At 63.8% G+C, this 16,709-nt stretch carries 20 protein-coding genes; 12 read left to right on the top strand and 8 right to left on the bottom strand.

Annotated features, from left to right (window positions below; all coding sequences use genetic code 11):
- Positions 1 to 12: 12 nt before the first annotated feature.
- From AC3A4Z_RS04795 to AC3A4Z_RS04745, 11 genes are all read left to right on the top strand, one after another.
- Positions 13 to 942, top strand: coding sequence for a type II secretion system F family protein (locus tag AC3A4Z_RS04795; RefSeq protein WP_498710423.1), 930 nt, complete (start codon positions 13 to 15; stop codon positions 940 to 942).
- 9 nt (positions 943 to 951) lie between these two features.
- On the top strand, positions 952 to 1,830 hold the full coding sequence (locus AC3A4Z_RS04790) for a type II secretion system F family protein (RefSeq protein WP_498710422.1): 879 nt from the start codon (positions 952 to 954) through the stop codon (positions 1,828 to 1,830).
- 258 nt (positions 1,831 to 2,088) lie between these two features.
- On the top strand, positions 2,089 to 2,280 hold the full coding sequence (locus AC3A4Z_RS04785; RefSeq protein WP_498710421.1) for a Flp family type IVb pilin: 192 nt from the start codon (positions 2,089 to 2,091) through the stop codon (positions 2,278 to 2,280).
- A 101-nt stretch (positions 2,281 to 2,381) separates the two neighbouring features.
- Positions 2,382 to 2,756, top strand: coding sequence for a TadE/TadG family type IV pilus assembly protein (locus AC3A4Z_RS04780; protein ID WP_498710420.1), 375 nt, complete (start codon positions 2,382 to 2,384; stop codon positions 2,754 to 2,756).
- Positions 2,744 to 3,784, top strand: a complete 1,041-nt coding sequence (locus tag AC3A4Z_RS04775) for a pilus assembly protein TadG-related protein (RefSeq protein WP_498710418.1) — start codon at positions 2,744 to 2,746, stop codon at positions 3,782 to 3,784. The genes AC3A4Z_RS04780 and AC3A4Z_RS04775 overlap by 13 nt, the downstream gene beginning before the upstream one ends.
- Positions 3,785 to 3,814: 30 nt before the next feature.
- Entirely contained in the window at positions 3,815 to 4,570 is a 756-nt protein-coding gene (gene cpaB / locus AC3A4Z_RS04770) for a Flp pilus assembly protein CpaB (RefSeq protein ID WP_498710417.1), read from the top strand.
- Positions 4,567 to 5,760: a CpaE/TadZ family protein gene (locus AC3A4Z_RS04765; protein ID WP_498710415.1), complete on the top strand. Its 1,194-nt coding sequence runs from the start codon at positions 4,567 to 4,569 to the stop codon at positions 5,758 to 5,760. Before cpaB ends, AC3A4Z_RS04765 begins: the two co-directional genes overlap by 4 nt.
- The gene (locus tag AC3A4Z_RS04760; RefSeq protein ID WP_498710413.1) at positions 5,760 to 7,256 is read left to right on the top strand and encodes a TadA family conjugal transfer-associated ATPase; all 1,497 of its coding nucleotides are present in this window, start codon (positions 5,760 to 5,762) and stop codon (positions 7,254 to 7,256) included. The genes AC3A4Z_RS04765 and AC3A4Z_RS04760 overlap by 1 nt, the downstream gene beginning before the upstream one ends.
- Before the next feature lie 8 nt (positions 7,257 to 7,264).
- Positions 7,265 to 8,197 carry a type II secretion system F family protein gene (locus tag AC3A4Z_RS04755; RefSeq protein WP_498710411.1) on the top strand — a complete coding sequence of 311 codons (933 nt, stop codon included), beginning with the start codon at positions 7,265 to 7,267 and terminating at the stop codon, positions 8,195 to 8,197.
- Between the two features lie 7 nt (positions 8,198 to 8,204).
- The gene (locus AC3A4Z_RS04750; RefSeq protein WP_498710410.1) at positions 8,205 to 9,089 is read left to right on the top strand and encodes a type II secretion system F family protein; all 885 of its coding nucleotides are present in this window, start codon (positions 8,205 to 8,207) and stop codon (positions 9,087 to 9,089) included.
- A 94-nt stretch (positions 9,090 to 9,183) separates the two neighbouring features.
- A complete protein-coding gene (locus AC3A4Z_RS04745) occupies positions 9,184 to 9,648 on the top strand; it encodes an Hpt domain-containing protein (protein ID WP_498710408.1) in 465 nt (154 codons plus the stop codon).
- A gap of 33 nt (positions 9,649 to 9,681) precedes the next feature.
- Here the strand turns inward: AC3A4Z_RS04745 and AC3A4Z_RS04740 are convergent, their stop codons facing one another.
- Positions 9,682 to 10,473: a response regulator transcription factor gene (locus AC3A4Z_RS04740; RefSeq protein ID WP_498710406.1), complete on the bottom strand. Its 792-nt coding sequence runs from the start codon at positions 10,471 to 10,473 to the stop codon at positions 9,682 to 9,684.
- Positions 10,474 to 10,727: 254 nt separating this feature from the next.
- Between AC3A4Z_RS04740 and AC3A4Z_RS04735 the strand changes: the two genes are divergently transcribed.
- The gene (locus AC3A4Z_RS04735) at positions 10,728 to 12,395 is read left to right on the top strand and encodes a sensor histidine kinase (protein ID WP_498710405.1); all 1,668 of its coding nucleotides are present in this window, start codon (positions 10,728 to 10,730) and stop codon (positions 12,393 to 12,395) included.
- On the opposite strand, the gene AC3A4Z_RS04730 is transcribed toward AC3A4Z_RS04735, so the two are convergent.
- The 7 genes from AC3A4Z_RS04730 to infA all read right to left on the bottom strand — a co-directional run bounded on the left by AC3A4Z_RS04730 (position 12,392) and on the right by infA (position 16,573).
- Positions 12,392 to 13,285 (bottom strand): tRNA pseudouridine synthase A, encoded by an 894-nt coding sequence (locus AC3A4Z_RS04730; RefSeq protein ID WP_498710403.1) that lies wholly within the window; start codon positions 13,283 to 13,285, stop codon positions 12,392 to 12,394. The genes AC3A4Z_RS04735 and AC3A4Z_RS04730 overlap by 4 nt on opposite strands.
- A 32-nt stretch (positions 13,286 to 13,317) precedes the next feature.
- Positions 13,318 to 13,902: a 50S ribosomal protein L17 gene (gene rplQ, locus AC3A4Z_RS04725; protein WP_498710402.1), complete on the bottom strand. Its 585-nt coding sequence runs from the start codon at positions 13,900 to 13,902 to the stop codon at positions 13,318 to 13,320.
- 68 nt (positions 13,903 to 13,970) lie between these two features.
- The gene (locus AC3A4Z_RS04720; protein ID WP_013601812.1) at positions 13,971 to 14,981 is read right to left on the bottom strand and encodes a DNA-directed RNA polymerase subunit alpha; all 1,011 of its coding nucleotides are present in this window, start codon (positions 14,979 to 14,981) and stop codon (positions 13,971 to 13,973) included.
- 129 nt (positions 14,982 to 15,110) lie between these two features.
- A complete protein-coding gene (gene rpsK / locus AC3A4Z_RS04715) occupies positions 15,111 to 15,512 on the bottom strand; it encodes a 30S ribosomal protein S11 (RefSeq protein ID WP_018760435.1) in 402 nt (133 codons plus the stop codon).
- Between the two features lie 106 nt (positions 15,513 to 15,618).
- A complete protein-coding gene (gene rpsM / locus AC3A4Z_RS04710) occupies positions 15,619 to 15,993 on the bottom strand; it encodes a 30S ribosomal protein S13 (RefSeq protein ID WP_003803743.1) in 375 nt (124 codons plus the stop codon).
- 174 nt (positions 15,994 to 16,167) lie between these two features.
- Positions 16,168 to 16,281 carry a 50S ribosomal protein L36 gene (rpmJ, locus tag AC3A4Z_RS04705; RefSeq protein ID WP_009358722.1) on the bottom strand — a complete coding sequence of 38 codons (114 nt, stop codon included), beginning with the start codon at positions 16,279 to 16,281 and terminating at the stop codon, positions 16,168 to 16,170.
- A gap of 70 nt (positions 16,282 to 16,351) precedes the next feature.
- Complete coding sequence (gene infA / locus AC3A4Z_RS04700) at positions 16,352 to 16,573, bottom strand: translation initiation factor IF-1 (protein ID WP_009358723.1); 222 nt, start codon at positions 16,571 to 16,573, stop codon at positions 16,352 to 16,354.
- Positions 16,574 to 16,709 lie beyond the last annotated feature (136 nt).

Below are 16,709 nucleotides of genomic sequence, written 5' to 3'. Positions count from 1 at the left end.
GTGGAGTCCCCCATGGTGTTCGTGCTTGCGGTGGCACTCTGCCTGTCAGCCATAATTTTGCTGATTTTCGTGGTCTTCAAACCGAAGTTCGGATTGATATCCCTGGAACGGCGGCGGATCGGCACCCAGCATGACAAGTCAGTGGTGGCCCGGGTATCGCAAACGGCCGTTAACGCGGTCGAGACCGTCATCGGTGAGTCCGGAGGACCATACAACCGTGAGGTGCTCTACAACGCAGGACTCAAAATGGCTCCCGCAGACTTCACAGTTGGCGTAGCCCTCGCATCAGTGCTGATCGCGGCGTTTGCAGCGCTGCTCACCCACCCCTTCCTCGGTCTTCTGGCCGGAGCAGCGACACCATTTCTGGCCAAGGTTGTCCTGATCATTCTCCGCGACAAGCGTCGGGCAAGGTTCGAGGAACAGCTGACGGACACGATACAGATGCTCATCGGCGGGCTCAGAGTAGGGCACAGTGTTCTGCGATCCGTTGAAGCTGCCGCACAAGAGGCTGATGCGCCCACCTCCGAGGAACTCCTCCGTATCGTCAACGAAACCCGGATCGGCAAGGACGCACGAATTGCCCTCGACGACGTTGCCGACCGCATGGACAGCGAGGATTTCCGGTGGATATCCCAGGCGATCCAGATCAATCGTGAAGTGGGCGGTGACCTGGCAGAAGTACTAGAGCAGGTGGCAGGAACCATACGTGAGCGGAGCGAAATCAAGGGCCAGATCAGGTCGCTTAGCGCGGAGGGAAAGATGTCGGCCTATGTGCTGATGGCAATGCCAGTGGGCGTCGCATTCATTCTCGCATTCATCAACCCCGGCTATCTCAATGTGTTCGTTGAGAAGCCGCTCGGCCTGCTGATGCTCGTCATGGCCGTGCTTATGTTCAGCGTCGGCGGCTTCTGGATGAGCCGCGTCGTGAAGATCAAGTTCTAGGGGGACTCCGTGACACCTTTAGCATGGCTTTTTATCGCACTCATTGTGTTTCCGCTTGCCTACCTCGTCTGGGGACTGGCAACAACTGACCGCAAGGCAGCAATCGCAGTTCAAACGAATCTGACTCAGGGCTTCACGCAGGAGGGAGGCCTGGCGATCCAACGGCCGCCTGCGCTGCTGGACCTGTCCAGGCGCCTGACTCCGACAGGTTATGAGGCCAAGTTGGACCGCTGGCTGTCTCTCGCGGGGCGACCGGCATCACTGCCTTTGGACAAACTCATTATCGGGAAGCCTTTGCTCGCGCTGACAGGCGCTGTGCTGGGTTTGCTGATGTACGCGAATTCCCCGTCAGCACAGGTGATCGCGCTGGGGCTGTTCCTGACGGCTTTTCTCTACTTCGTCCCCGACCTGCTGATTTACAACAAGGGCATCAAGCGCCAGCAGGAAATCGAGCTCGAACTGCCGAACACCCTGGATCAGTTGCTCATTTCAGTGGAGGCCGGGCTCGGGTTTGAAGCTGCCATGGCCAGAGCCGGAAATTACGGCGGAGGGGCCCTCGCCCAGGAACTGATGCGCACCCTCCAGGACATCCAAGTAGGGCGCCCCCGGCAGGATGCTTATCAGGCATTGGCGGACCGCTCATCTGTCCAAGACCTGCGGAGCTTCGTTCGGGCAGTGGTGCAAGCAGACAAGTACGGCATTGGCATTGCCAAGGTTCTTCGGACCCAAGCCAAACAGGCCAGGGTGAAGCGACGTCAACGGGCCGAAGAGAAGGCGATGAAGTTGCCTGTGAAGGTGCTCTTCCCGCTCCTGCTCTGCATCTTCCCGGTCCTGTTCATCGTTCTCCTCGGGCCGGCAGCCATCAAGATCGTCGAGGCATTTACCTAGGCCCCCACCCCCGCGCCAATCGGCGCCCCCAGACCGGACCCCCTCGGCACCCAGAACCGAGGGGGTCCGTTTGTGCGCCCGGCTCTTGCGCTTCGCAGCGTTGGCGCAGCGTAAGCCAAGCAAAAGCGCAAGGAAAGTACAGGCAGAAAAGCCTTCGCGCAGGATGTCCCAAGATCCGGTCGTGAGCCTTCAAAGCGTTGCTAACTTCGTTTTAGAGCTGGTGCAGGGCCAGCCATCCGACTCGCTCAGGAGTACAAAATGCTTTCCCTTATCGCTACCCTTCAGACCCTCGGTTTCAACCTCAAGACCCGTCTCCAGAACGAAAAGGGCGCAACCGCTGTCGAATACGGCATCATGGTTGGCCTCATCGCCGTCGTCATCATCGTGGCTGTCAACCTGCTGGGCACCAAGCTGGACGGTCTCTTCGACTCCGTAAACAACCAGCTCTAGCCTGCGGCGTTCGCCCACCAGTCGGTTCCGGACCCCATATCGGAACCGCACCGCCTCCAGCAGCAGGGGCAAAACGAGACATTGGAGAGGAGGTGCAGCAGGTGTCACACGAATCGGAGCGCGGTGCAGCCGCCGTCGAATTCGCGATCCTGCTGCCCCTCCTCTTAATGCTGGTCCTGGGCACCATCGAATTTGGCCGAGCCTACAACGCCCAGATCACCCTGACCAATGCGGCGCGTGATGGGGTCCGGGTTATGGCGATTGGCAACGACCCAACTGGCGCGAAAACTGCGGCGAAGAATGCGGCCGCGTCGATCAGCGCGACGATACCGACTTCGGATGTCACGTTGAGCACCGACGTTTGCAGCACCGGCGCACAGGTCACGCTCACCATCAAGTACAATCTGTCCACCATCACCGGCATCGCGGGCCCCTTCCCGATGACGGGCAAGGGGGTCATGCTGTGCGGCGGCTGACCAACGGCCAAGCAACCAACGAGCGTGGTGCCATCAGCGTCATCGTGGCCATCCTCCTCGTAACCCTCCTCGGCTTCGCGGCGATCGCCGTGGACGTCGGAGTCATCTACTCGGAACGCGCCCAGTTGCAGAACGGGGCGGACGCCTCGGCTATCGCACTCGCCCAAAAGTGCGCCAAAGATGCCGCAGACACCAACTGCTCTGCGACATCGACACTCGCCGGCAGCCTCGCCAACCAGAACGCGCTGGACGGCTTGAGCAAGGTCTATAGCATCGACCTGGACAAGACCAACCGGAAGGTCAGCGTCACCACGTCGGCCAAGGAAGCCGGCGGAGCAGACAACTCTGTCTCCCTCTTTTTCGCGGATGTCCTCGGCATTCCCGTCAAGGAGGTGGGGGCGCGCGCGTCCGCGATATGGGGAAGTCCCAAGGCCGGCCGGACCGCTTTTCCCTTGGCATTCTCTGTCTGCCAGGTCAAGGACAACATCGGCGGCTCGCTGCAGCTCCTTCAGGAACACGGCAAGAACCAAAACGCAGACTGCAACTACGGCCCGTCCGGGGCAGCAGTCGAGGGCGGTTACGGCTGGCTGGTCCAGGATCCCGGGGCATGCGGCGGAACCATTGACCTTGCGGTGAGCGAAGGCGGCAGCGACCCCGGCAACAACGCCCCGGGAAACTGCTCAACCGAGCTCAGCCGCTGGGCCAGCGAAATGGCTGCAGGAAGAAAAATCGTCGTCCTGCTGCCGGTCTTCAACAAAGTCACCGGAACCGGCTCCGGCGCCATCTACGGACTGGTGTCCTTTGCCGCATTCGAAGTCACCGGCTGGAAATTCAGCGGCGGAACCGGCCTGCCCTACGAGCATCAGGCTGAAAAGTCGACGACGACCGGCGTCACCACCGCGACCGAATGCAAAGGTGAATGCCGCGGCGTCATCGGCAAATTCATCAAATACGTTTCCCTGGCCGACGGCTACACCCTCGGCCCCGTCGACGCTTACGGCGCCACGATCGCGCGCCCCGTCCTCTAAGACCAGTAAGCCCTTACCCAGGAGTTGAAAGTGAAGTCTCGCATGCTCGCCGGAACGGCTGCGGTCGCTTTGGCGATCGTAGGGGCCCTCCTCATCGTCTTTTATGCCCAAGGCGCAGACCAGCGGGCGCTGGCTTCCACACAGCCCAAGGACGTACTGGTCGTCAAGGCCGCAATCCCCGCCGGCACCCCAGTGAATGACATGGCGGCCTCGCTGGCCGTGGAAAAAATGCCGGCCGCCGGCGTCTCAGACACCGCCCTCAGCACCATCGACGACAAAGCCGGCACCGTCAGCGCCGTGGACCTGGTACCCGGCGAACAGCTCCTCGCCGAGCGACTTGTCGCCCCCGAGGACGTCAAAGCCCAAGGCGCCGTCGAGGTGCCCGCAGGCCTGCAGGAAGTTTCCTTCGAGGTGGAACCCAAACGAGTCGTGGGCGGCCGCATCAACGTCGGCGACCACGTGGGCATCTCACTCAACTTCGAAAACGGCGCCGTCAAGGCCGCCGCCGCCGACGCCACCACCCAACTCACCCTCCGCAAAGTACTCGTCACCGCCGTGCAGCGGGCACCCCAGGCCGCGAGCGCCGAAAAGGCCGAGGACGGAACCAACCCCGCGGACACCACCCTCCCGGAAGGCTCCCTCATGCTGACCGTGGCAGTGAACGATGTGGATGCCAGCAAGATCATCTTCACCTCCATCAACGGCAGCCTTTGGCTCACCAAGGAACCCCTGGATGCCCAGGACAACGGCCCTCGGATCGAGCGCAAGGAAGTGGTGTACAAGTGAGCCGCTTCGTCCTGCTCTCCCCCAACGGCGACTTCGACCAGAAGCTGCGCACCGCCGTCGCCAACGGCCTGCGGGGCTCCGTCCAGACCATCGCCTCGGACATCCTCCCGGCCGGCCCGCAGGAACTGTTCGCCCTCCTCAACCAGGAACAGCCGGAAGTCCTCATCATCGGACCCGACGTCCCCTACGAGGAAGCGCTGCGCTTCGCGAAGGTCTTCGACGTCCAGCTCCCCGGCCTCAGCCTGGTGCTGGTCAGCGACGTGGACCCGGCCCTCCTGCTGCACGCCATGCGCGCCGGCATCCGGGACATCCTCAGCCCGCAGGCGGACGCCGCGGAAATCCGCGTACTGCTCGAACGCGCCTGCCAGTCCTTCGCCACCCGCCACCGCAGCCCTGAAGCTCAACAAACAGAGAACGGCAAGGGCCTGGTGATCGGCGTCTTCTCCCCCAAGGGCGGCGTCGGCAAAACCACGCTCGCCACCAACATCGCCATCGGCCTGGGCCAGATCGCGCCCATGAGCGTGGTCATCGTGGACCTGGACCTGCAGTTCGGGGACGTCGCGTCCGGCCTCTACCTCAACCCGCAGCACACCGTCACCGATGCCGTCACGCCCGCAGCCGCCCAGGACACCCTGGTCCTCAAGGCCTTCCTCACCGTGCACCCGGCCGGTATCTACGCGCTCTGCGCCCCGCCCAACCCGGTGGACGCGGACCACATCACCCCGGAACAGGTCAGCCGCCTGGTGGAACAGCTGTCCCACGAATTCCAGTACGTGGTCCTGGACACCGCCCCCGGCATGCCCGAAATCGGTCTCGCCGCCATGGAACAGTGCACGGACGTGGTGTGGGTCAGCGCCATGGACATCCCCAGCCTGCGAGGCCTCCGCTCCGGCCTCGAGGTGCTCCGCCAGCTCGACATCATGCCCGAATCGCGCCACGTTGTCCTCAACATGGCCGATCCCAAGGCAGGCCTGAACGTCCGCGACGTCGAATCCACTATCGGCGCACCGGTAGACATCAGCGTCCCCCGGTCCCGCGCGGTGGCACTGTCCACCAACCGCGGCATCCCCGTCCTCCAGGAATCCAAGAAGGACCCGGCCGTGAAAAGCCTCCGCCACCTGGTGGAAAGGTTCAACCCCGCATGGCGCGCCCAGGCCCAGCGCAAGCTTCACCGAAGGGTGGTCATCTAATGAAGCTCTCCGAACGGATCAGCGCCGTCCAGGACCGCGCCCAGGCGACCGGCAGCAGTGTTGCCGTTCTCGAACCGCCACGCCCCGCCGTCGTGCCCCCCTCCCAGGACGGCGGGGTGCGGCACGCTCCGGCCCAGCAGGTTCCTTTAACGCCAGCGTACGACGCCGGCACCCCCTCAGTGCCCACCTCACCCAAGGTTGATGTCTTCGCAGCCATGAAGGACAGGGCGGCCACCGCACTTTTCGAGCGGATGGGCACACGGTTCAACGACGCGGCCGTCACCGAGCAGGAACTTCGGGCCACCGCCAAGGAGGAACTGACCCGGATCATCGACGCCGAACAGGTACCGCTCAGCCCCGAGGAACGCACCCGGCTGGTCCGGGATGTGGCGGATGACGTGCTGGGCTATGGCCCCCTCCAACGCCTGCTGGACGATCCCGCCGTCACGGAAATCATGGTCAACCGCATGGACCAGATCTATGTGGAGCGCAAAGGCAAGCTGACACTCACCGAATTCCGGTTCAGCTCCGAGGAGCACCTGCGCAAGGTCATCGAGCGCATCGTCTCCAAGGTTGGCCGCCGCATCGACGAGTCCTCCCCGTTGGTGGACGCCCGCCTCGAGGACGGCTCCCGTGTTAACGCAGTGATCCCGCCCCTCGCCGTCGGCGGCTCCTCGCTGACCATCCGAAAGTTCAGCAAGACACCGCTGACGGTCCAGAACCTGATCGACTTCGGAACCCTGACCCCGGAGATGGCAGAGCTTCTCAACGCCTGCGTCAAGGCCAAGCTCAACATCATCGTCTCCGGCGGTACCGGTACCGGCAAGACCACGCTGCTCAACGTGCTGTCCTCCTTCCTCCCGTCCGACGAACGGATCGTCACCATCGAGGACGCGGTGGAACTCCAGATCCAGCAGCAGCACGTGGTCCGGCTCGAAAGCAGGCCGCCGAACACCGAAGGCAAGGGCGAAGTGACCATCCGCGAGCTGCTCCGCAACTCCCTGCGTATGCGGCCGGACCGGATTGTGGTGGGTGAGGTCCGTGGCGGGGAATCGCTGGACATGCTCCAGGCCATGAATACCGGCCACGACGGCTCCCTCTCCACCGTGCACTCCAACTCGCCCCGCGATGCCGTTGCCCGACTTGAGACGCTGGTGCTGATGGCCGGCATGGACCTGCCGCTGCGCGCCATCCGCGAGCAGATTGCCTCCGCCGTCAACCTCATTGTCCAGATTTCCAGGCTGCGCGACGGCTCCCGCCGGATCACCCACGTCACCGAAGTCCAGGGCATGGAAGGGGACATCGTGACCCTCCAGGACGCGTTCGTCTTCGATTACTCCGCCGGCGTGGACGCCCACGGCCGTTTCCTGGGCAAACCCGTAGCCACAGGAATCAGGCCCCGGTTCATCGACCGGTTCGAGGACCTGGGCATCCACGTCTCCCCCAGCGTCTTCGCCGGTCCGCAGAACCCCGCACACCAAACACCCGGAAGATAGGCACAGCCGTGATCCTCGCTGCCGGAGCAGTCATCCTGCTGCTCGCCGTCACCCTCCTGGGGGTAGCCGTGCTGCTGCCCAGCACTCCGGAAGTGCCACTGGACCGCCGCCGCCCCTTCGAGGCCGAGCCGCCGTCGTCGATCTCCCGACTGGCGCTCTCCGGCGTACGGTCCTTCGAACGGCTACTCGAAGGACGGAACGTCCGGCTCTTCTCCAGGGCGGAACTCGAAGACGCCGGGCTCCGGCTAAGCCAGGCCGAGTTTTTCCTGCTGGTGGGCATCGGTGCGTGCGTGGGAATGCTGGTCGGCGCTGTCACTGTGGGACCGCTGGTGGGAATCCTGCTGGCCCTGCTCGCACCCTTCGTGGGGAAGCTGGTCCTGGGATTCCTCGCCGGGAAACGCCGCGCCGCGTTCGACAGCCAGCTCGGCGACACCCTCCAGCTCCTCTCCGGCGGCCTCCGCGCCGGACACAGCATCCTGCGCGCCATCGATGCAGCCGCCGCCGAATCCCAGAAACCGACCTCGGAGGAGATGCGGCGGGTGATCACCGAGACCAGCCTGGGCCGCGACCTGCTCGCAGCACTCAACGACACCGCTGACCGGATGAAGAACGAGGACTTTGTCTGGATTTCCCAGGCCATCCAGATCAACCGCGAAGTAGGCGGCAACCTGGCGGACGTCCTGGACCAGGTCAACGAAACCATCCGCGAGCGCGCCGAGATCAAGGGACACATCAAGGCTTTGGCGGCCGAGGGGAAGTTCTCCGCCTACATCCTTATCGCCATGCCCTTCGGCATCGTGGCCATGCTCCTGTCCGTAAGCCCGAACTACATGAATTCGATGTTCACCCACCCCCTGGGCTGGGTGATGATCGGCGCATCGTTCGTTCTCATGACCATCGGCGCACTCTGGATGCGCAAGATCATCGACCTGAAGTTCTGAGGATGCCATGAACCTGATAGTTCTCCTCTCCGTCCTGCTGGTCTGTGTCCCCGTCGGCGCCTTGGCATGGTCAATCCTGACCGTGGACAAGCAGGGCCGCGTGGCGGTCAACGACCTGCTGTCCCGCGGGGCCCCTCCTCTGGCTGCCGTTCCCGCCGCCAAACCCGGCCTGCTCGAAGGCATCGGCCGGCGGCTTACTCCTCCTGCCTATGTCGCGTTCCTTGACCGGTTGTTGGCCCTGGCCGGCAGGCCCGTGTCCATGCCCCTGGGCAAAGTGCTGGGGTCCAAACTCGGCATAGGCGTGGCGGGCGTTACCGCCGGCGTCTACCTGAGTTCGGTGGGCAGCACGCCCATTATGAAACTGGCAGGGCTGTTCCTGCTGTTCCTGGGCTACTTCATCCCGGACCTCCTGCTCTACAGCAAAGGGCTGGAGCGACAGAAGGTCATCCAGCTGGAACTCGCCAACACCCTGGACCAGATGCTGATCTCCGTTGAGGCCGGCCTGGGTTTCGAGGGCGCGATGGCGCGCGCCGGGGACAACGGCAAAGGACCGCTGGCGGAGGAACTCGTGCGGACCCTGCAAGACATGCAGGTGGGCCGCAGCCGCCGGGAGTCCTACCTCGCCCTGGCTGAGAGGACCAACATTCCGGAGCTGCGCAGCTTTGTCCAGGCAGTGGTGCAGGCGGACACCTACGGCATCGCGATCAGCCGGGTCCTCCGGGTCCAGGCAAAAGTAATGCGGGTGAAGCGCAGGCAGCGCGCTGAAGAAAAGGCCATGAAACTGCCGGTGATGATCCTGTTTCCGCTGTTGTTCTTCATATTCCCGGTGCTGTTCATCGCAATTCTCGGACCCGCCGTCATCAACACCATCGTCACCTTCAGCAGCCAATAGGACCCCATAGCCGGACCCTAAAAGATCCCTCAAGGTTTACACAGGATCACCCGAAATAGGACAACCATCGAATTCCAGGAAGTAGCCTTGAAGAATGCAAAGTCCAGATCCCGGCTCCAGCGACAGGGGCCCAGCTGCGGACCCGCCGCGGCCCGGGATCTCAGCAACCACCGGTTCCGCTGTCTCACAGGAAGCCGCCGGGCTCTTGCCGCTCGTTGACGCCGCCGTGCTGGAGGAGCTGGAAGACGAACTGGCCGGCTCCGGCCTCGCGCAGCGGTTCGCCCGTGACTATGCGGCCATGTGGGACCAGCGCTGCGCCCGGCTGGCCGAAGCCGTGAACAGCCGCGACATTGAGTCCGCCCTGGATGCCGCCATCAGCCTCAAGATCAGCTCCGCCATGGTGGGCGGGGTGCGCCTGGCGAAACTGGCAGAACTCCTGGAGACCCTGATCCGGCAGGGCGAATTCGGCCAGGGGCAGGTCCTGATGGAGCGGGTTGCCCAGGACGGCGGCCAGACCGTATCCGAGCTGCAGTCCACATACATCCTGAAGAACGGCTGAACCGCGCGCCCCTCGCTGTCCAGCTGTCCGCAGTCAGCCCTTCCCTGCGTCCTGCCGGCTGGGCGGCAGGCGGTATCCCACGCCCCGAACGGTCTGCAGCCAGCGGGGCGAGACGGGATCCTCTTTCAGCTTGCGCCGAAGATTGCCGATGTGGACCTCGACAGCACGTTCGTCTGCCTCACTGATGTAGGTGTCCTCGTCGTAGAACTCGCCCCGGACTGCCCGCACCAGATCCGCCCGGGTACACACCGCCCCGCCGCCCCTCAGGAGCACGTGCAGCAGATCAAACTCGCTGCGCGTGAGGGTCAACGGTTCCCCATTGACCTCCACGGTGCGCGTGCGGTGGTTCAGCTCCAGGCCGTTATGCTGCAGGACCGCGGTGTCCTCGGGACGGGCTGCCGCTGCGGGCGCCGCTCCCCACCCCGCCAACGCCGGCTTTGGTCCGGTGATCTCGTGCCGCGGCCTGCGCATCATCGCAGCCACCCGGGCCCGCAGCTCGCGGGGCCGGAAGGGCTTGGCAATGTAGTCATCGGCGCCTGCGTTGAGCGCGGACAACAGGTCCGGCTCCTCCGTCCGGCCGGTGAGCATCACAATGTAGGCGTTGCTGAAGTTGCGGATCCGCCGCAGGACTTCGAGACCGTCGATGTCCGGCAGCCCGATGTCCAGCGTCACCACGTTGGCCTGCTTGCTGCGGACCACTTCCACGCCGGCCCGCCCGTCAACGGCTGTATGCACCTCAAAACCCGCCTGGCTCAACACTCCCTCAAGGAGGTTCCGCACATCGGCGTCGTCTTCAATTACTACAGCCACACCAAGATCGTCCATTGATATCCCTGCGCCAGGCGGTCATGGCCCCCCATTGGCCCAGCGCCAATGCCATTCCCACTCCAACCCTTTATACGCTACAAGTAAGTGAGGCTGATGACACCTGTTTCAACATAGCATTTGAAAAGTCAATTATTATGACAGAACATGTGGACTACGAGCCGGGAGAGGATGTGTCAGCGTGCCTTACAGGAATTTGGATGCACCTGTGCCTGGCGTCAGGTTAACTGCCCTGTCCGGGCGGGGCAGGGTCCGTGGCTGACCGCCTCTTTCCGCGCAGGTCCGCGCGGTTCTTCCAGGCGCTCGGCCCGCGCTCCCAGGTGGCACTGTGCCAGTTGCCGCTGACCCTGATCGTGGCGGCCCTCGCTGTAGCAACGCCCTTCGCCTGGCCCACGCTCCTGCACAGTCCCTTGTACCTGGCGGGGATCATCCTCTCTGGCGCGCTCTTCCTGGGCTGCCTCCTTGTTCCCTGGGAGCGCCTGGCACACCGCCCCTACCTCCTGATTCCCATCCTGGACTTTGTGGCCATCGGGCTGCTCCGGAACGGCGCCGCTCCCCTGCTCCCCGGACTGGCGGTCCTGGCAGTCTTCCCGGTGATCTGGCTTTCCGCCTCGGGGATGCTCACGCGCAGCAGCCTGGTCCTGAGCTTCTTCGGACCTATGTTCATCATGGTCCCCACGCTCGCCGGACGGTTCCCCAACCTGACCGCCTCGGATATCACCAGTACATTCCTCTTTCCCCTGATGACATTCGCGGTGTCCCTCGCCATCAGGTTCGCCAGCATCCACGTGAGGCTGCAACAGCGTGAGCTGGCGGAGAAGGACACGGAACTCCGGGCGCTGCTGCGCGAAAGCAGGGAACGGGAAAAGCTGCTGGAGACGGTCCTGGACGCAACGGACGTGGGAATCGCCGCCGTCGACCCCTCCGGCCACTTCCTGGTGTCCAACAGCCGGCAGCGAAGCTTCCGCCAAGCCACCCACGCGGACGACGTTGTGCCCGGGCAGGGCCACCAGCTGATCTTCGGCCAGGACAGGCGGACCCTGCTGCCCCCGGAGAAGCGCCCCATCAGCCGCGCCATCGCCGGCGAATCCTTCGCCGACTACCTGGTGTGGGCCGGGGAGGGAGCGGACCAGCGGGCGGTGTCCACCGCCGCCCGGCCCTTGGTGAGCGAGGCCGGCCAGCTGACCGGTGCCGTGGTTGTCTACAGCGATGTGACTGGCTGGGTGGAGGCGCTGGCGGCCAACCAGGAGCTGGTGTCCAACGTGACCCACGAGTTCAAGACGCCGCTGAACTCCATCATCGGCAACGTGGACCTGGTGCTCGACGACGTTGCCGCCTTGCCGCCGCAGGTGGCCCAGCGCCTGGTGGTGGTGCAGAGGAACGCCGAACGGCTGCTGGCCCTGGTTGCTGATCTGTCGGCATCGGCGTCGGCGGCGCTCAATGTCCATCCCAAGCGGACGGACCTGGCGAGTCTGGTGGAAACCACTATCGGCTCAGCCCAGGCCCAGGCCGAGCTTGCCAACATCCGCCTTTCAGCGGACGTTCCCTCGCCCCTGTGGGCGTACGCGGACCCGCTCCGGATCGGTCAGGCGCTGGACAACCTCGTGTCGAATGCCATCAAGTACTCCCCCGGCGGAGGCACCGTCAGCATCAGCGCCCGCAGCAGCCGGGAGTGGGTGCAGCTCAGCGTCACCGACACCGGGATGGGCATCAGCAGTGAGGACAGGGACAGGGTTTTCAAGCGCTTCTTCCGCACTGAGTCCGCCAGGGAGGCGGCCATCGCCGGCGCCGGGCTCGGCTTGTCGATCACCAAGATGATCGTGGAGCGCCACGGCGGGCAGATCTCCTGCGTCAGCGGCGAGGGCAAGGGCAGCACGTTCACCCTGACCCTGCCGGCCGAAGGCCCGCCGCCGGCGTTCTAGTACTCCCGCAGCGCCCTGGTGAGTTCCGCGCGTGCCAGCAGCTCGTCGTCGGACGGGTAAGCCACTTCCTCCAGCACCAGCGGGTGCGGCGCCGCCAGCACGGACTTGGCGTCACGCTTCCGGGCGAGCAGCCGCTCGTACAGCCACCCCGGCTCCTCAACGCCCTCCCCCACGTACAGGGCGGAACCGATCAGGGCCCGCACCATGTTGTGGCAGAAGGCGTCGGCCTGGACAGTGGCCACAATGACGCCGTCCTCCGCGCGCGCGAACTCGAAACGCTGCAGTTCACGGATGGTGGTGGCACCTTCGCGCGGCTTGCAGAAGGACAGGAAGTTCTGCAGCCCCAGCAGCTTCGAGGCGCCCTCGTTCAGCAGGGACACGTCCAGCGGGTTTTTGTGCCACAGGGTGGAGTACCGGCCCAGCGGATCCCAGAGCGCGGGTCCGTCTGCGATGCGGTAGCTGTAGCGCCGCCAGAGGGCCGAGAACCGGGCATCAAACCCTTCCGGCGCCAGTGAGATCCGGTGGACCTCCACAGCCCCGGTCAGGTCACCGAGCACGCGGCTCAGGGCACCGCGGATCCTTCGCAGCATGGCGACGGCGGGATCGAGTTCGTGCCCGCGGGGCAGTCCCAGCCACTCGGCCTCGTTGAGGTCCAGGTGCACCACCTGGCCGCGTGCGTGCACGCCGGCGTCTGTGCGGCCGGCCACGGTCACGCGGACCGGGCGCCGGACCAGCAGCTGCAGGGCCTCTTCGAGGGCGCCCTGGACGGTCCGCAGGCCCGGCTGCAGGGCCCACCCGCTGAAGGGGCCGCCGTCGTACGACAAATCCAGCCGGACACGCAAAAACCCGCCGCCCCCCAAAACGGGGGCCGCGGGTTTTTGGTCGTTCATAGACTTAAGTCTATGCGAAGAAAATCAGCGAATTACTTCGCGTCCTTCTCTTCAGCGGCCGGAGCCTCGGGAGCTTCCTCAGCGGCCGGAGCCTCTTCGGCTGCAGCCTCTTCAGCGGCAGGAGCCTCGGCGGTTTCCTCGGCGGGAGCCTCAGCAGCTTCGGTCTCGGCGACCTCAGCCTCGGGAGCCTCCTCGGCAGCGGGAGCAGCCTTGGCGGCAGCCTGTGTAGCCTCGGCCACTACGGCCTGCTTGGCGGAAACGGGCTCAAGAACGAGCTCGATGACAGCCATGGGAGCGTTGTCGCCCTTACGGTTGCCGATCTTGGTGATGCGGGTGTAGCCGCCGTCGCGGTTCTCCACTGCCTGGGCAATGTCGGTGAACAGCTCGTGGACGACGCCCTTGTTGCTGATCAGGCCGAGCACGCGGCGGCGGGAAGCGAGGTCGCCGCGCTTGGCGAAGGTGACCAGGCGTTCTGCGTACGGCTTCAGGCGCTTGGCCTTGGTCACCGTGGTGGTGATCCGCTTGTGCTCGAACAGGGATGCTGCCAGGTTCGCGAGCATGAGGCGCTCGTGAGCCGGGCCGCCTCCGAGGCGCGGACCCTTAGTGGGGGTAGGCATAATTGTTTCTCCTCATGTGGAAGCCGTGAGCCGCACACCATGGTGCGGCCCGCCGGCCAAGGTCTGGTTTAGAGTTCGTCGTCGCCGAAGGCGGCGTCGTCCTCTTCGATTGCTGCGGCGCGTGCTGCGAGGTCAAAACCGGGAGGCGAGTCCTTGAGGGACAGGCCCAGTTCAACCAGCTTTGCCTTGACCTCGTCAATGGACTTGGCACCGAAGTTGCGGATGTCCATCAGGTCAGCCTCGGAGCGGGCAACGAGTTCACCCACGGTGTGGATGCCCTCACGCTTGAGGCAGTTGTAGGAACGGACGGTGAGGTCCAGATCCTCGATCGGCAGTGCCATGTCGGCTGCCAGGGCAGCGTCGGTGGGCGACGGGCCGATCTCGATACCTTCAGCTGCGGTGTTCAGCTCACGTGCCAGACCGAAGAGCTCCACCAGGGTGGTGCCTGCGGAAGCAACAGCATCGCGCGGGGCGATAGCCTGCTTGGTCTCGACGTCGACAATCAGCTTGTCGAAGTCGGTGCGCTGCTCAACACGGGTTGCTTCCACGCGGAAAGTAACCTTCAGCACCGGCGAGTAGATGGAGTCGACCGGGATACGGCCGATCTCCGCGTCGCCGGACTTGTTCTGAGCTGCCGAAACGTAGCCGCGGCCGCGCTCGATGGTCAGTTCGAGTTCGAACTTGCCCTTCGAGTTCAGCGTGGCGATGTGCAGATCCGGGTTGTGGAATTCGACGCCGGCCGGCGGAGCGATGTCCGCGGCGGTGACGACTCCGGGGCCCTGCTTGCGCAGGTAAGCAACAACCGGCTCATCGTGCTCGGAGGAAACCGAGAGGCTCTTGATGTTCAGGATGATCTCAGTGACATCTTCCTTGACACCCGGAACCGTGGTGAACTCGTGCAGCACGCCATCGATCCGGATGCTGGTTACAGCAGCACCGGGGATGGAGGAGAGCAGGGTACGGCGGAGGGAGTTTCCGAGGGTGTAGCCGAAGCCCGGTTCCAGCGGTTCAATGATGAAACGCGAACGGTTTTCGGAGACTACCTCTTCGGAGAGGGTGGGGCGCTGTGCAATGAGCACTTAGGTTTCCTTTCGGCGAGCATCCGCTATATGACGCAACACAGGTGGTGGAAATTCGGTCTGAAGACTTAACGCGCTGGGCTTGCCCGGACCATCAACGGTCCGGGCAAGCTCCTAGGCGGGTAAGCCTTAGACGCGGCGGCGCTTCGGCGGACGGCAGCCGTTGTGGGCGGCGGGGGTCACGTCCTGGATGGAGCCAACCTCAAGGCCGGCAGCCTGCAGCGAACGGATCGCGGTTTCGCGTCCCGAGCCCGGGCCCTTCACGAAAACGTCAACCTTGCGCATGCCGTGCTCCTGGGCGCGCTTTGCAGCAGCTTCAGCAGCCATCTGGGCAGCGAACGGGGTGGACTTACGCGAGCCCTTGAAGCCAACCTCACCTGAGGAAGCCCAAGAGATAACAGCGCCGCTCGGATCCGTGATGGAAACGATGGTGTTGTTGAACGTGCTCTTGATGTGCGCCTGGCCAAGCGCGATATTCTTTTTGTCCTTCTTACGCGGCTTGCGAACCGCGCCACGAGTCTTCGGGGGCATTATTTCTCCTACAGAAAGTTTATTGGGGGAAGGCCGTTAACCTGGGCCCACACTTGCAGGGTTCCTTGAAATCGCGCCGGCGATTTCAGGGAGCAAGTGGGGAGGTTTAGCGTGCCTTCTTCTTGCCGGCGACGGTGCGCTTCGGGCCCTTGCGGGTACGGGCGTTGGTCTTCGTACGCTGTCCGCGTACGGGCAGGCCCTTGCGGTGGCGCAGGCCTTCGTAGCTGCCGATTTCAACCTTGCGGCGGATATCTGCTGCTACTTCGCGGCGAAGGTCACCCTCAACCTTGTAGTTGCCTTCAATGTAGTCACGCAGCTCAACCAGCTGGGCATCAGTCAGGTCCTTGACGCGAACGTCAGCGCTGATGCCAGTGGCAGCCAGGGTTTCGTGTGCACGGGTCTTGCCCACGCCGTAGATGTAAGTAAGCGCAATTTCCAGCCGCTTTTCGCGGGGAATGTCTACGCCAGCGAGACGAGCCATAGTGGCAGTACTCCTTGATAAACCGGAGGTCGTAGGCAGTACACCCGCATGTTCCATGCGGCCCCAGCCTCCGACCGGGGGTTAGCTGTCCGGGCTCCATACGTCCCAGATCAGCTTGTGCTGCCTTTATTTACTTGCGTGGGTTAGCAACCCAGGAATTCCCGAGGAAGGGAATTAGCCCTGGCGCTGCTTGTGGCGCGGGTTCTCGCAGATCACCATGACCCGGCCATTACGGCGGATCACTTTGCACTTTTCGCAGATCTGCTTGACGCTCGGCTTGACCTTCATGGCATTCCTTTGCGTGTAACAGTTGGTCAACTGGAGCGGCGTTCAGTTCACACTGAGGCCGCCCAGCAATTTACTTGTAGCGGTAGACGATACGACCACGGGTGAGGTCGTACGGGCTCAGCTCCACCACTACGCGGTCCTCAGGGAGAATCCTGATGTAGTGCTGACGCATCTTTCCAGAGATGTGTGCCAGTACGATGTGCTTGTTGGTGAGCTCAACGCGAAACATCGCGTTAGGCAGCGCCTCGGTCACAACGCCTTCGATCTCAATGACCCCGTCCTTCTTGGCCATACCCTCCGCTAACTGTTGTTGCCGCAGTCCCGCCGGATTGCACCGGGCATGACCACGAACGTTTTTGTTGGATCGATTGTCAGTTCCAGGCCCCAAAAGGGCGTGGCAGTCCAGACAACCAACAAACAACACTACT

It is taken from the genome of Arthrobacter sp. Soil_C_49 (genome assembly GCF_057656635.1).
Note: the sequence above shows the minus strand (reverse complement) of the source record. Positions and strands in the feature narration are given on the sequence as shown.